Genomic DNA, 16,326 nt, shown 5'->3' with positions numbered 1-16,326 from the left:
GAATTCGCAAATTAATTTATTTTTTTATGAGTATTAGAACGGTCGATATCTAATTACCCAATATCGAAGATAAAAAAGATATAAACTCGTAATTACACTGATGCAATAAGTATTATAATAAATGTAATGCTTTCAGTGTAAATATTTTAAATCTAATAGAATAAAAAAAATGGTCAAGGCTCTCACTCCCTGACCAAAATGCAACCAAGTTCTAAAACACACAACTAGTGAGGTCTACAACTATTGTAAACAAATACTTCCCCTTTGGTCTACTGCTTACGGGTAGAAATGTTAACAATCTTGAAAAAAATGTTTCTTAATGTCATAAATAGTATTACTTGCAACGTTCAAATATAACAGAAATGTTATTAGCAGGCATTTGATATATTTTTTTCAATTTTAGATTCTGCTTGCTGGCGGCTGCGATTGTATCTTCTAGATCCCGCACTCCCCAATCGGAATTTTGCATTTTTAGGTTGCGATCGAACGCTTCGTTGCTTGGTGCAGTGTGTTTACCATCTCGTTTAAAAGGACCATAGAGATAGAGAATACCGTCAGCAGGTAAAATACGACTAGCACCAGCCATTAGTCCCAAACAAGCAGACCAAGGTGATATGTGAATCATGTTGATGTTAACAATCGCCATGATTGGGAGTAAATCTAATTGGGATTCAGTTTCTACAGCCCAAACAGGGTCTCGAACATCAATATTAAGTGGTGGATAAATATTGTCTGCAGGATGATGCTGATACCAAGCATTGATACTGGCACGTAATTGGGGATTCGGTTCGGAAGTGAGCCATTTATGTTGATTTAATCGAGGAGCGAAGAAAATAGCATGTTCCCCTGTACCACTAGCAATCTCCAGTACAGTACCGTTTGGTGGTAGTACTTGCAAAAGTACTTCTAGAATTGGTTCGCGGTTGCGTTGAGTAGCATAAGCGTACTGTCTTGCGTCAGGTTTTTTATTCATGGAGTTGATCGAGATAAAAGGAATTGGGAGAATCTCTGGGGTAAAAAATTTCAGATATTGGCGACTAATAAATAGGGAAAAGGAAATAGGGAACAGAAAAAAGTTAGATATGTGGCATTACATTTAACGAAATTGATTTTTGTTGCTAATTTGGAAATGTATAGACATTTTCAACAAATAATTCACCAGAACTTATTATCTGCAGCTACGCACCGATATAAGTACCTCCCGATGAATGATATTTCCTCAAACCTTAAATAATCGCATTCCATTCAGAGTCACCAACAGCGAACTTCCAGTGTCTGCTAACACCGCAACGGCTAAACCTACGACTCCAAAACTTCCTAAAAGCAAAAATAGACCTTTGGTAACTAGGGAAAACACAATATTTTGCTGCATCACAGAAACTGTCTGACGACTTAGTGTCACTGCATAAGCAAGTCTTCGCAAATCATCACTGACTAAAACCACATCTGCAGTTTCTAAAGCAATATCTGTCCTTCCGATGGCAAAACTCACATTTGCTGATGCTAAAGCTGGAGCATCGTTGATCCCATCGCCAACCATACCAACCATACCTCGTTCTTGTAGTTGTTTTACCTGTGTCAGTTTATCTTCCGGTAATAATTCAGCTTTATATTGGGAAATTTCCACTTGTTGCGCCATTTCTCGGGCTACAGGTTCAATATCCCCGGTAAGCATGACTATTTCTTTTAAACCAGTCTCTTTGAGTAATCTGACTGCTTCCCTTGATTCCAAGCGCAATCCATCGGCTAAAGCGATAATTCCAAGCAAATTTTGCTTAGTTCCCACTAGTATAGGAGTTTGACCAAGCTGAGCGATCTCTTTGAGCTTTGATTCAACTTGTGGGGAAAGCTCAGAAAATAAACGACGGTTACCAACCAAGTAAGTGACGGGGTTGGAATCATGATGACAGCTACAACTAGTCTTTAAGTTTAACTTCCCTTGAATACCTTTTCCAGGAATAGCAATAAAATCTTGGGGTTGCTGTAAGATTAATTTTTTAACTTTTGCCTCACTTAAGATTGCTTTAGCTAGAGGGTGCTCGGAATTTTGCTCCAAACTCGCTGCAATGTTTAAAACGGAGTGATTTAAAACAGGATTATTTACAATAGAATTTGAATTACTTTGTTCCAAACTATAAATGTCGATTACTTTTGGTAGACCCTCAGTGAGAGTTCCAGTTTTATCAAAAGCTAGAATATTCATTTTTCCGGCAGCCTCTAAGCTCATACCACCTTTAAACAAAACACCTTTGCGGGTAGCTGCACCAATGGCGCTAACTATGGAGACAGGTGTAGAAATAACCAAAGCACAAGGACAAGCAATAACTAGAAGTACTAAAGCGCGGTAGATCCAAGTCTGCAAAGATTGAGCAAACAGCAGAGGGGGAATAAAGGCAATTAATGCTGCCACAATAATTACTGCAGGAGTATAAACTGAAGCGAATTTATCAACCCACTTTTGAGTTTTAGCACGACTTCCTTGGGCTGATTCGACCAAATGAATAATTCGTGCCATTGTGGTTTCATTTGCTTGGCGAGTTGTTTTGATTTCCAAGTACCCGGTTTGATTGAAAGTACCGGCAAATACAGTCTCCTCAGGTCCTTTATCTACAGGTATGGATTCTCCAGTAATAGGTGCTTGGTCAATGGCGCTAATACCAGAAACCACTATGCCATCCAGGGGAATACGTTGACCAGGACGTACTGTAATGATTTCTCCAACTTCAATATTGACGATGGGAACTGTATTTTCTTCCCCATCACGCTTAACAGTGGCAACCGATGGAGTTAAATCCATCAAATCTTGAATTGCATTGCGAGTCCTTCCAAAAGTGAAAGTTTGTAGTGTTGTTCCTAAAGAAAATAGAAACACCACCATTGCACCCTCTAGCCAATCCCCCAAGATGCAAGCACCAGTTGCAGAAATGGTCATGAGCAAATTCATATCAGCTTCCTGAGATAAAAGTGCAAACCAACCTGCACGAGCAATGGGAAATCCTACAACTACCATTCCTAATCCATAGAAAGCTCTTTCCACCCATACTGATAATCCCAGGGAATGAGCAACTAATCCCAGTACTAACCCTAAACCGGATAAAATCACTCTTTGTCCACGACGAGTTGTCAACCAAAATTGCCAGATACTAGATTTCTGAGGTTTCGATTTCTGAGGTAATTGAGAATTAGTTTGAGAGGATGCTGTTTGCTTTGTAACCTGATTTATCTCTGTTTGAGTCATTTCTCCTTGGGTCATAACTGATTGAATCTGGTAACCCAAAGACTCCACACGATGAAAAATATCTTTTTGAGTTATTCCTTGAGAATCGTAGGAAACACTTAATTGTGCGCTGCCAAAATTTACTTTTACCTCATTTACACCCGTTAGCTGCTCTAGATTTGATTGAATTGTTTTCGCACAACTCGGACAATCCATTCCATTTATTCGAGCTTGTAATGTCTGTAATTGGAAAAATTTTTGCATAGGACAACCCCTTCATTTTTGTTTGGAAAAATAAGAATTTTTCCAAACCTGAAACGAAAAACATGGTGATTATTTATTCAAATTTCACCCACATATCATTATTTACTGATATCACTAAAATCTGATATCAGCAAGTACTGATATGTAATAGGTAGTTTATTAATATGAAAATGAATTTCATTTCGGTTATCATCAACTTATGACCACTAATTCAATCGCTAAAACTAAAGATCCCAAATTGAAATTATTTCGAGGATTGGCAGACTCATCTCGTTTATCAATTCTGTTAGCATTACGTCTCAAAACATTAAGCGTAAATGAAATTGTTGAAGTAACCGGACTGACCCAATCCAACGTCTCTAATCACCTTGCGTGTCTGCGCAGTTGCGAACTAGTTGTGGGCGAGCAACAGGGTCGTTATGTAGTATACCGACTAAGCGATCCACGAGTAGCACAATTTCTCGATTTAGCAGATGAATTATTGGCAAATGTCGCAAAAGGAGTAGATCGGTGCGAACATTTATCAATGAGAAAATAATACCAATTCAATAAATGATTGCAACATATTCCTCGGTAGAGACGTTCAATTGAACGTTTCTAGAGAAATTTATTTGTCGCATTCTTTTTTTTGATTTGTATAAGAATTGCAAAAATATAAGACTATGTCCGTCCCACTTATTACATAACCAGTTCTACAATAGTACTAACGATCAACTAATGATGGACTATCAATCATCGACTAACTTTAAGCCCGATTGTACTCGCCACAAACTTGCATAAATTCCATTTTCTGTTATTAACTCTTCATGGGTTCCAGATTCTACTAGTTGACCATATTCCATAACATAAATACGATCAGCATTGCGAATAGTTGAAAGACGATGAGCGATCGCAATTGTGGTTCGATCTACAGTAATGCGCTCCAAAGAACGTTGAATTGCAGCTTCTGTCTCATTATCTACAGCAGATGTTGCTTCATCTAAAACTAAAATTGGCGGATTTTTCAATACTGCTCTGGCGATCGCAACTCTCTGTCTTTGTCCGCCAGATAATTTTTGTCCCCGCTCGCCAACTACGGTGTTATACCCTTCGGGTAATTGAGTAATAAATTCGTGGGCTTCTGCGACTTTTGCAGCATTTTGAATTTCCCGATCTGTAGCGTCAAATTTGCCATAAGCAATATTTTCTGCTACTGTTCCATGGAATAAGAATACGTCCTGACTAACTAAACCAATACAGCGACGTAAATCTGCCAATTTTAAATTATTAATATTAATTCCATCGAGGACGATTTTGCCCGAACTGAGATCGTAAAATCGGAGTAAAAGTTTAATTAAAGTACTCTTACCGGAACCTGTAGAGCCAACGATAGCAATAGTTTTTCCTGCAGGAATCTCCAATGAAAGGTTTTTAATCACCCGATAGCGGTCTTTATAGGCAAAAGTAACATTATCAAACAGCAATTCGCCTCTGACATTCTCTATAGGTAAAGAAATATCTCCCTGATGAATAGTGATGGGAGTATCCAATAAATTCATAACCCTATTTATAGAAGCCATTGCTCGCTGATATAGGTCAAAGGTATTTCCCAGTCTTGTTAAAGGCCACAGTAATCTTTGAATGAGATATACTAAAACACTATATGCCCCAACAGATAAATTACCATTAACTGCTGAAATTCCACCAAACACCATTAGGGCGGTGAAACCAACCAAAATGAGCATGCGAATTAGAGGAGTAAAAGCAGCCGAAAGTTTAATTGCTCGAGCATTAGATTGACGATATGCTTCACTTTCCCTGTTCAAACGAGCGCTTTCATATTCTTCAGCAACAAAACTTTTGATCGTAATGATACCGCTCAAATTATTTGCCAAGCGGGAATTTAAAAAACTGACTTTCTCTCGAACATCAGCATAACGAGGCGCAAGTAAATTTTGAAAAGCAAAGGTACCCCAAAGAATTGCAGGTATTGGTAACATAGCCATCCATGCTACACTGGGAGCCAAAAAGAAGAAAGCACCACTGATAATAATGACTGTAGTTAGTACTTGGAGGATGTCATTCGCTCCCACATCCAAAAATCTTTCTAACTGGTTAATGTCATCATTAAGAATAGACATTAAACCGCCAGTGCTGCGTTCTTCAAAATAAGCTAATTCTAAATTTTGTAAATGCCCGTAAGCATTTAAACGCAGATCGTGTTGAATATTCTGTGCTAAATTACGCCAAAGTCTTTCGTATGCATACTCAAAGGCTGATTCTAAAACCCAAACGATGACAGTCAAAAGCGAAAGAATAACAAATTGTCCGAATATATCTTTAACTCCCCACCGGGCAATGATAGAATCCTGCTGGTTGACAACTACATCTACAGCTATACCAATCAAAGCTGGTGGTGCTAAGTCAAAAAGTTTATTGAGGATAGAACAGGCTGTTGCTTGCCAAATTTGTTGATGATATTTGTGTCCGTAGTCAAGCAAACGTTTTAGAGGGTGCACCGAACGCGAATTTGTGCTTGACGATCCAGAGGATTTAACTACAGTAGTCAAGGTTGAAAAAAAGTTTACCTCAAACTGATATTACCACGATTATTAGCACTAAAGTATTACTGAAAATCAAGTAGGATATCTGAGAATCAATCAAAGGAGACAGAAGGGTGAAAAATCAGCAGATTGGTAATTGGCAGAGTTTACTGGCAGGAATTTTGACTTCATTAATTATAATTCTCAGTATCAATTCCTTTGTGATTGTTAATCCGGGAGAAGCGGGTGTACTGAGTATATTAGGTAAAGCAAGAGATGGAGCTTTACTGGAAGGTTTTCATATTAAACCACCATTTATTTCGACTGTAGATATATATGATGTTACAGTACAAAAATATGAGATCCCAGCCCAAAGTTCAACTAAAGACTTACAAGAATTAACTGCTAAATTCGCAATTAACTTTCGAATAGACCCAACCCAAGCGGTAGAAATTAGACGCAAACAGGGGACTCTACAAAATATTGTTACTAAAATTATTGCTCCCCAAACCCAAGAATCATTTAAAATCGCAGCCGCAAGGAGAACAGTAGAAGAATCAATTACCCGCAGAAGCGAACTTAAAGAAGATTTTGATAGTGCCTTAGGAGAGCGTTTAGATAAATATGGAATTATCGTACTGGATACCAGCGTTATTGACTTAACTTTTTCTCCCGAATTTGCCAGAGCTGTTGAGGAAAAACAAATTGCAGAACAAAGGGCACAAAGAGCAGTTTATGTAGCCCAAGAAGCAGAACAAGAAGCACAAGCAGAGGTTAATCGCGCCAAAGGTAAAGCAGAAGCTCAAAGACTTCTAGCAGAAACCCTAAAAGCCCAAGGTGGTGAATTAGTACTACAGAAAGAAGCAATTGAAGCCTGGAAAATGGGTGGCGCTCAAATGCCGAGGGTTCTAGTAATGGGTGGAAGTGATAAAAATAGTAATAGCGTTCCTTTCATTTTTAATACCGGAAACCTTCAGAACTAGTTTGGAATCTAGACTAGATATAGCAGTTCTCCAGACCATGAATATACAAATCCTTTATGGCTGCCGAAATTACTATTGCTTCTGAAACCAGAGACAGTTGTATTGTATTCGTATGAGAACTGCTATATTATCGAATCTAAAATCAAGCAACAACACCAAGTAAGTGAGTTCATAATCCAGGTTTATGACCAGTAAAAATCAGAATCATCTCGGTCTTTCAGAAGCCAAAAGAATTTTAAACAAATTCAATTGTGTAGATGTGGCACCACCGATTAAGCAATCAGATAAAATCCGGATTCGCTCGGCTTTGTTATTGCTAGGAAATCTTTCTGATTATCAAATTTTAGGAATTTGTGCTGAGACTGCAGAAAAAGGCATACTGGCTATGAAAACTTATTCTCATGCTTTTGGTTACGAAGCTCCTAGTAACTTACCCCATATTGATGGTCCGGTTTACATTAAGTTAAACGGTAAAAACGGCATATGCCATATTGATTCCTATCTCGGACATCATCGTGGTGTTTTAGTTTCTTGTCAGTCTTATTCCGAACAGGGAGTCAATGAGATGTACGGTCATTTACCCCTAGATTTATTTGTTTAGATGTTGGGGTGAGTTGCACCCAACTGATGTGATTGGGAATCAACAAGAAATTAATTGATGATTTGCATCTCGAAATTAACTAATTCATGGTTGAGCATAAACTTACACTTTTAATAATGTTTACTTTATGCTCAAACTTTAATTTTCCCTTTCTTGAGAAAGTAACAGGAATTAACGGTTTAAAGACCAATCAGCAAATAAATTTAAAGCAAATGTACGACCCAAGCTGCATTGGTCACTATATTTGACGAAAGACAAAAGATATTTAGTGGGGTGCTTAAATAAATAAAGGAGAGTTAAATAAATAGAGGAAAGATAATAATAAGTTCTGGGTGTATAGATGATACTCCCTTAACTTTAGAGTAGCTAAAGAGAGTACAAGTAACTGGATATACTAGAAAATTTTCTATCTATATGAAGATAAATAAGGAATTATTTATTGTCATTTATTCCTACTGTTATTGCGTATTGAATGTTGGCAGGACTCATACAAAAATTAAGCAAATAAATTAATAAAACCTCTTAACAAAACTATTTGCTAATGCGTCTTGTTTATACAAAGTAATTAAAAATACTTAAGCAATTATTAAGTTTCTCAGAGAAGAGCAAAATAAAAGAACAGCAAAAGATGTCTCAATTTGCTTCACCGATCGCAGTAAACGCCGCCCAATTTCTTGGGTTTTTATGTTTTCTCATGGTTTTTAGCATTGCTTGGCGTAATGCTTGTGCTTTATCTTGACCTATTTCCAGATGATGGTAAAATTCAGTCATGAGTGATGCTGTAGGTGCGTCGGGTACCGCCCACAAAGAAGCAATTACAGTTGGAACACCTGCACTAATAAACGAACGCGATAACCCAATTACACCATCACCTGTAATCTTTCCCCGTCCGGTGTCGCAAGCACTTAAAACTACTAATTCTGCATTTAGTTTAAATTTAAAATTGAGAATTTCTTCAGCAGTAAGTAAACCATCATCTTTCTCATTGGGAGTCAGTACGATTGCACTTCCTAAACCTTGGGAATCATCAAGTAAACCATGAGTTGCGAGGTGAATAATTCGTGCTTGGGGCATTTTTTGCACTACATTTGTTTCGGTTGCTTGACTGCCGAGCGTAGCTGTAGTGTTGAATTGGCGAGCAATTTCTTTTGCTTCTGTTTCTGCACCTGGTAAGGCTTCTAATTGCTGTGGCTCGGCTCCTGGTTTGGATGCAACCCTAGGCATGATCGGATTGCCTACTATTAATACTTCTTTATTTTCCTTAGTTAATCTTTGACTTTGCTTACGAGTTAAATTTAATACTTCAATCGAAGGTGCGATCAAAATAGTATGTTTTTCAATTAGGTATTTGTCTGATTCGTCTTGTAATGCGTTAAAGGGAACTAAAAATAAAGAACCTTGAGGAATAAAAATGACTTTATCTGTTTCTTTGGATGGTAATAAGTCTGAAATAGGTTGAATTAATAATTTATGTAACTGTTTTAATTGATTACCTGTTTTCGGAATATTGGTATTGGAGCTTACTGTAATAGTGGCTCTACTTCTCGTACCCAATTGAATGCGACTGTTACTTACAAGTTTTTCCAGAGATATTTTGTTTTTGTCTCCCATAGACATTAAACCACTACGGCGAAAAAGAACTTCACCCGTAGGTTTAACTACCCAAATATAGATTTTCTCGGCTTCTGCGCGCAATTTACCTCGATGTTTAAAGTCATCTGCAGGAATAATTGTATATTCCACTAAGGTGGCGTTTTGTGCTCGCGCTATTTCTCGAATTTTTTCGATTGAGGTCGCAAATTCTTGAGAATTATTTGTTTGGTGTTTGATTATTTTACTTGCGATTAAATCAGCAAAAGCACGAGCGCGTCCTTGTTCTGCAGCTTCTAATGCTCCTTCTTTATCTTTCGCAGCGATTAAAATTTGTTGTAATAGGTTGTAGGTATAAACTTGAGTATCAAATATAGAAATTTTGTCAGCGTCGCTGAGCCCCGAACGAAGTCGATCTAGGTGCTTAACTGCTTGTGTAAGTTTTTCTTTCGCTTCTGTTAATCTATTAGCCTTAAATAAAGTATGTCCCCAGTTGTTGAGCGTTAAAGCTTGTGCTTTGGGATCGTCGATTTCGCGGGCGATCGCTAAACTTTTTTCAAAGTATTTGATTGCTGTGGGATATTTCTTTAAGTCTTCATAAATTAATCCCAGACTACCCCAAGCTTCAAATTGTATTTGCTTGTCTTTGATGTTTTGAGCGAGTTTAAGACTTTGTTGATAATTTTCAATTGCTCGATCTAGCTTTCCTAAAGAATAGTAAGTGGAGCCTAAGTTAATCAGCGTACTTGCTTTTCCAGCAATATCATTTGCAGAAGAACTAATTTTGAGACTGTTTTGGAAGTTTGTGATCGCCAGATCGTATTTACCTTGATTAGCGTAAATTTGTCCTAAGTTGCTCAGAGTGGTAGCTTCTCCCACTCGATGATTAATTTTGTGGGCAATGTCTAAACTTTGTTGGTAGGATTTAATCGCGCTATTATAGTCTCCCAAAGCTTCGTAAGCGTTACCCAGATTTTTTAAAACAATTCCTTCAGCCTTAGGGTTTGTGATCGCCCGAAAAATTTGTAACGCTTGTTTGTTAGTTTCAATGGCTTTAACGTAATCGCCTAATGTTTTATAAGCAATGGCTAAATTACCCAGAATTACGCCCTCTTCCGATCTATTAGCTGTTTTACGCACCAAAATTAAAGCTTGTTGATAATATTGTGCGGCTTTGCTTAATTGACCTTGTTTCCTGCGGGTTTTGGCTAAAGTTGTCAGAGCTATGGTTTCCCCCGTTTGGTCTTTGAGTTTTCTTGAAAGGGTAAGATATTGCTGTAAATAAGTAATTGCTTGGGGGTAATTTTCTAATTCCAGGTTTACAGCACTGAGGTTTTTTAAAATTGTTGCAATTGCTTGTTTGTTATCTGATTTTTTAGTATTAACTTTTTTGTTATCTAATTGAAGATGTATCTTCAAAGCTTGTTGCCATAGCTTGACTGCTTTTGGTAATTGATTTGCCTGGTATTTTTCTAAAGCTTGTTCGGATAAACTTTCTGCTTTGGTGCGATCGCTTTGAAACTGAGCGAGGACATTTTGCTCTCCTTTTGTTCCTAAGGAGAGAGTTTGGGAATGAATTTCTGAACTTGGTATAGCAGCAATCAAATTAGCTGTTAACAAAACAGTTAAACCAAACTTACTCCAAAACATCATTTTTCTTCGAATCCAAACAAAGATATAGGTAAAGGTTGGGGGAAACGATCAATATTGGGTAATCGCTCGTTGCTCGTGCTTGGTATGAGAGATGTTTGAGCAACCACCGGTAGAATAATGACAACGAGTGAACTACCAATAATTAATTTACAGATTGTTAATCTACCAGTTAAACCACACAAGCAAGCTGTTAGAAGTTGTGAATCCATTAATCAACTTCCGGTATATTTCGTATTTTATTTTTTCCAGATAATTAATTAAATATCTGAACAATTTAGTTTTGTGATTTACACAGCCTTAATTTAATAGTTAAATAAACTACTTTTTATGCAAGGTAAAATAAGTTAAATTACTTATAGCAATAGCTAATGAAAATTTTAATTAAATATGAAATTTTTAGGTTTTGTCATAATTTAATCGGCTAATCTCAATTTTTTAATGTGTAAATAATCCCAAGTTTATCGGTTATTCTCAAAAAAATACTACTCTTCCATGAAAGTCTACACTTAACTTAATCGAAAGTTAAGCAAGATAGTAATTTTTAAATATATATTCCTATTTTTTTCTGGGTTTATACTGATAATCACGAAGATCTGACTGAGGAGATTATCACCTCAGTTAGTTGTCTAAAATAAAGAGAGTTTAGTTATGCCTCGTGTCAATCGCCGTAGTTTCTTGCAATTCGCCGGTTCAACTCTCACTGCATTAGGTTTAAATCAACTTGATATCATCCAGCAGGGTAACTCAATCGGTAAGGTTTTAGCTCAAACTACCCCTCGTAAATTAGCCTTATTAGTCGGCATCAACGATTACACTTCAGGTATCGGTGCATTGCGGGGTTGTGTCACCGATGTGGAAATGCAACGGGAACTCCTACTACATCGTTTTGGTTTTAGTCCTCAGGATATTCTCACCCTGACAGACGAACAAGCAAACCGTGAGAATATCCTCGCAGCATTTGAAAATCATTTGATCGAGCAGGCGAAACCCGGTGATGTTGTTGTATTTCACTTTTCTGGACATGGTTCGCGGGTCGTCGATCCTAACCCGATTCACCCTGATGGAATTAATGGTACTATGGTACCAATAGACCGTTTTGCCTCAGGTACGCCAACCCCCAGTCGAGTTCGGGATATTATGGGCAAAACACTATTCCTATTAACCTATGCATTGCAAACAGAAAACATCACTGTAGTCCTGGATAGTTGTCACTCTGGAGGTGGAACGCGGGGTAATTTACTAGTGCGGGCAGCAGATACGCGTCTAGGTGGGAAAAAAACTGAAGCTAGTTCTGAGGAATTTGAATATCAAGCCAAGTGGCTTTCTCGCTTGAAGCTTTCCCCTGCTAAATTTCAGGAGCTACGACAAAAGGGGATTGCCAAAGGTGTAAGTTGGGGTTCAGCAAAGCGCGACCAATTAGCCGTAGATGCACGCTTTAATGGTTTTAATGCTGGAGCATTTAGTTATCTGCTAACTCGGTATCTTTGGCAGCAAACTGTCAATCAGTCTATGGGAATAACTTTTGTCAATTTACAACGCAGTACCGCAGATGTTGCGAAGTTAAGCCATAGAATTCAAGTACCTCAAATTGAGTATAAGCCGCAAAGTAATTATAAACAAAAACCAGTCTACTTCCTTAAACCCACCACACAAGTTGCTGAAGCTGTGGTTCAAAGCGTCGAAGGTGAAAAAATAACAATGTGGTTGGGTGGGGGATTATCTGAAAAAGGAGCAATATTTAATTTAGTCGATCCCCAAGGAAAGACTTTGGCACAGATCGAACAAACTTCTCGTGAGGGTATGGTAGGACAAGGTAAATTCCTCAACGGACAGCGAAGAGCAATTAAACCTGGCGTGTTATTGCGGGAACGAGTAAGGGGAATACCTACAGATCTGAGCTTGCGAGTTGGAATTGATTCATCTTTAGTCAATGAGACTGAGATCGCCCGTAAAAAATTGGCAAAAATTAACCGATTAAAGTTAGTGGCTATTAATCAACAGCAAGATTTAGACTTTATTCTCGGTAAAATGACACCAGAATATCTGAAACTGGCAGAAAAAGAAAAAGTCACACCTTTACCATCCTTAGAAAGTATTGGCTTATTTACTTCCGGAATGATTCCAATTGCTGATAGTTTTGGGTCTGGAGAAGAATCAGTCGATGCAGCAATAGAAAGACTGCAACCCAAATTTAAAATTTTGCTTGCAGGTCGAATTTTGCACTCCATCCTCAACAAAAATACATCTGGTCTCAAGGTAGTTGCAGATATCGTTCCCAATAGGATTAAAGAAAATTCTAGTAGGATTGGTAGTCGGGGTGCAAAAGAAAGTGGGCTTGTAATGCAAAATTTTAATCCCGAGTTACCAACACTCAAGCCGAACACTGAAATTAAAATACACGTAAGTAATAACGAAAATCACAATCTGTATATTTCCGTATTGGTAATAGACAGCAATGGTAACATTATTTTGCTGTACCCATCAGATTATGATTCGCCGGAAGATGCATCATTGGTTGCACCTGGAAATAAACTAGTGGTACCTCCTACCACACCTAACCTGCAAAACGATTTCCGCTTTGTCGTCCAAGGTCCATCTGGCTTTCTAGAATTACTGATATTAGCCAGTAAAAAACCTTTAAGAAATGCTCTGCGGGGACTCAAGCAGATAGCCAAAGGTCGGGGAACGCGTTCTGGTGAGCCGTTAGAACTTACTGGAGATGACTCTGTATCGTCAATGGAAAGTCTGTTAGGGGATTTAGATACTACTACTCGTGCAAGTATCGGTTTGAAAAGTGCTGGCGTAAAGGCTGTGGATAGTAGTCAACTAGCAGCACTATCTGCGACTATTGAGGTTGTTGAATAATTGGTTTTAAGTAGGTTAGTAAGAAAAATCATAACTTGTTTGTAATAGCATCTTAGCGCTAAAGCGCTACTACGAGCCAAATACAGATATTTTATACTTATTTACATAGTTTAATTTTTCCTCGTCTACTTACTTAGGAGGCGAGAAAAAATAACTTCCCAATAACTTTTTTTGCTCTGCGTTATTACTTAGCCTTCACCATTCAAAACTTAGGAAATTATTTATGCAAGTGTTCTTAGTTGAATATCTTTACTATCTTACAATAATAGAAGCCCACATATAACAATTTAAATCCATCAATGGGAAAGTAAATTCATCAATCCAAAGTCCAAACTTAAAAAAATCAATTTTGTGCAATAAATTCAACAATGTATTTGCATTAATTCACCTTAAGCCAAACATAAAAAAGTCTTTACTAAAGTAGTCAATTGTCGAAAAATCCATAGATATTGTAAAATCTGTAAGCCAAAATATAAATATTGAAAATATAAGCACTAAATATTAAATACTATGAGTATTGTTACGCTACAATCAGTAAAAAAAGATTTTGGCATCAAAGAAATCCTCAAAGATGCAAACTTGAGTATCGATAATAGTGATAAAGTTGGTTTAATTGGCATTAATGGTTCTGGTAAATCAAGCTTATTGAAAATAATTGCTGGAATAGAATCAATTGATAGCGGTCAAATTTTAGTAAATTCTGGTGCTAATATCGTTTACTTACCACAAGATCCAGATTTAAATGAAGATTACACAGCTTTAGAACAAGTTTTTGCTGACCGTGGCGAACAAATTGATTTAGTGCGAGAATATCAAGAAATATCTGATAAATTAGCCCATAATCCAGAAAATTCCCAATTAATGTCTCGTCTTTCCACAGTCATGCAGCAGATGGAAGCAAATGGTGTTTGGGATCTGGAAACAAATGCCAAAATTATTCTTTCTAAATTAGGAATAACAGATTTTAGCGTAAAAGTTGGTAGTTTGTCTGGTGGTTATCGCAAACGTATTAGCTTAGCATCAGCTTTACTTTCTGAGCCAGATTTATTATTAATGGATGAGCCAACCAACCATTTAGATGCTAATTCCGTAGAGTGGTTACAAAGTTATTTAAAACGCTATCGTGGTGCATTACTATTAATAACTCACGACCGTTATTTTTTAGACAAAGTAACCAACAGAATTGTAGAAATAGACCGAGGAGATATTTATAGTTTTACAGGTAATTATTCATATTATTTGGAAAAGAAAGCTTTAGCTGAAGAAACTGCTGTAACAACCCAACGCAAACATCAAGGAGTACTACGACGCGAGTTAGAATGGCTTAAAAGAGGACCCAAAGCCAGAAGTACTAAGCAAAAAGCAAGAATAGATCGCATTCAGGAAATGCAAAATACTGAGTTTAAACAAGCTCAGGGTAAAGTTGATATGTCCACTGTTAGTCGTCGTATTGGCAAAAAAGTTATTGAGCTAAATAATATTGCTAAATCTTACGATAGTCGTATTTTAATTAAAGATTTCAGCTATGAGTTTAGCCCAGAAGACCGCGTGGGGATTATTGGTGGTAACGGTGCTGGAAAATCAACTTTAATGGACATCATCACTGGACGCGTACAGCCTGATTTCGGTACTGTTGACATTGGTTCGACCATTCACATTGGGTATTTCGATCAGCACTCCGAACAATTATTAGACGCAATCGATCAAAATCAACGAGTAATTGAGTATATTAAAGAAGAGGGAGGGGAATATATCAACACTACGGATGGAAACAGGATTACAGCTTCTCAAATGTTGGAGAGATTTCTGTTTCCTCCCAATCAACAATATGCTCCAATTCATAAGCTTTCGGGTGGAGAAAAACGGCGCTTATATCTGTTGTGCGTGTTGATGAGTGCGCCAAATGTTTTAATCTTGGATGAGCCGACTAACGATTTAGATGTTCAAACTTTGGCAGTACTAGAAGAATACTTAGAAGATTTTAAAGGTTGTGTCATAACAGTTTCTCACGACCGCTATTTCTTAGATCGTACTGTAGATAAAATCTTTGCTTTTGAAGAATCTGGTAAACTGCGACAGTATCCGGGTAACTATTCTGTCTATTTGGATTATCAGCAAGCTGAAGAAAAACAGCAACAAAGTATAGCTGCTAAGGAAAAAACTAAAAAAGCAGAATCAGAAACAACTCAGCCAAAACCCCAGAAAATAGAGAAGAAGAAGAAACATAGGTTATCGAATTGGGAAAGGAAGGAGTTTGAACAGTTAGAGGAAAAAATTTCCCAACTCGAAAATCACAAAGCAGAAGTAGAACGGGAAATGACAAGTGTCCCTCCGGGAAACTATACGCAAGTGCAACAACTCTACGAACAAGTAGAAATACTTAAAGAAGAAATAGATCGAGCAACCGAACGTTGGATGGAACTAGCAGAGATTGATTCCTAATTAGAGATATTAGTCTTTGAATATAGTTTTTTATTTGTTGTAATAACTCGGTTGTCTCATTTTCCCCGAGCATTATTACTTTTTTTACAAAATACACAATCTTTGTATCCGCTCAGTAAGTCGGGGTAAGAAGAAAAAAGAAGAAGGAACAAAAGTAGAGCATGTGTCGTAGAATATGACCCATGACGC

10 protein-coding genes are annotated in these 16,326 nt (G+C 37.4%); 5 read left to right on the top strand and 5 right to left on the bottom strand.

Annotation, left to right across the window (positions count from 1 at the left end):
- Window positions 1-334 precede the first annotated feature (334 nt).
- Window positions 335-973, bottom strand: a complete 639-nt coding sequence (locus BC008_RS42015) for a DUF938 domain-containing protein (protein WP_027842408.1) — start codon at window positions 971-973, stop codon at window positions 335-337.
- A 246-nt stretch (window positions 974-1,219) separates the two neighbouring features.
- Complete coding sequence (locus tag BC008_RS42010; protein ID WP_027842407.1) at window positions 1,220-3,481, bottom strand: heavy metal translocating P-type ATPase; 2,262 nt, start codon at window positions 3,479-3,481, stop codon at window positions 1,220-1,222.
- A gap of 199 nt (window positions 3,482-3,680) precedes the next feature.
- Here BC008_RS42010 and BC008_RS42005 point away from each other — a divergent pair, with 199 nt between their 5' ends.
- Window positions 3,681-4,019, top strand: a complete 339-nt coding sequence (locus tag BC008_RS42005) for an ArsR/SmtB family transcription factor (RefSeq protein WP_058184695.1) — start codon at window positions 3,681-3,683, stop codon at window positions 4,017-4,019.
- 190 nt (window positions 4,020-4,209) lie between these two features.
- Here BC008_RS42005 and BC008_RS42000 read toward each other — a convergent pair whose 3' ends face one another.
- The gene (locus BC008_RS42000; protein WP_036265048.1) at window positions 4,210-6,030 is read right to left on the bottom strand and encodes an ABC transporter ATP-binding protein; all 1,821 of its coding nucleotides are present in this window, start codon (window positions 6,028-6,030) and stop codon (window positions 4,210-4,212) included.
- Window positions 6,031-6,137: 107 nt separating this feature from the next.
- Between BC008_RS42000 and BC008_RS41995 the strand changes: the two genes are divergently transcribed.
- Together BC008_RS41995 and BC008_RS41990 are read left to right on the top strand one after the other, a co-directional pair.
- On the top strand, window positions 6,138-6,986 hold the full coding sequence (locus BC008_RS41995; RefSeq protein WP_058184693.1) for a prohibitin family protein: 849 nt from the start codon (window positions 6,138-6,140) through the stop codon (window positions 6,984-6,986).
- Window positions 6,987-7,170: 184 nt separating this feature from the next.
- Window positions 7,171-7,587 carry a DUF1824 family protein gene (locus BC008_RS41990; protein WP_027845965.1) on the top strand — a complete coding sequence of 139 codons (417 nt, stop codon included), beginning with the start codon at window positions 7,171-7,173 and terminating at the stop codon, window positions 7,585-7,587.
- A gap of 633 nt (window positions 7,588-8,220) precedes the next feature.
- Here BC008_RS41990 and BC008_RS41985 read toward each other — a convergent pair.
- Both BC008_RS41985 and BC008_RS41980 read right to left on the bottom strand, forming a co-directional pair.
- The gene (locus tag BC008_RS41985) at window positions 8,221-10,830 is read right to left on the bottom strand and encodes a CHAT domain-containing protein (RefSeq protein ID WP_235596016.1); all 2,610 of its coding nucleotides are present in this window, start codon (window positions 10,828-10,830) and stop codon (window positions 8,221-8,223) included.
- Window positions 10,827-11,039: a hypothetical protein gene (locus tag BC008_RS41980; protein ID WP_058184691.1), complete on the bottom strand. Its 213-nt coding sequence runs from the start codon at window positions 11,037-11,039 to the stop codon at window positions 10,827-10,829. Before BC008_RS41980 ends, BC008_RS41985 begins: the two co-directional genes overlap by 4 nt.
- A 439-nt stretch (window positions 11,040-11,478) precedes the next feature.
- Here BC008_RS41980 and BC008_RS41975 point away from each other — a divergent pair, with 439 nt between their 5' ends.
- Complete coding sequence (locus BC008_RS41975; protein WP_027845963.1) at window positions 11,479-13,695, top strand: caspase family protein; 2,217 nt, start codon at window positions 11,479-11,481, stop codon at window positions 13,693-13,695.
- Window positions 13,696-14,205: 510 nt separating this feature from the next.
- Window positions 14,206-16,137 (top strand): ABC transporter ATP-binding protein, encoded by a 1,932-nt coding sequence (locus BC008_RS41970; protein WP_027846889.1) that lies wholly within the window; start codon window positions 14,206-14,208, stop codon window positions 16,135-16,137.
- Window positions 16,138-16,326 lie beyond the last annotated feature (189 nt).

Source organism: Mastigocoleus testarum BC008 (assembly GCF_001456025.1).
Classification (GTDB): Bacteria; Cyanobacteriota; Cyanobacteriia; order Cyanobacteriales; family Nostocaceae; genus Mastigocoleus; species Mastigocoleus testarum.
Note: the sequence above shows the minus strand (reverse complement) of the source record. Positions and strands in the feature narration are given on the sequence as shown.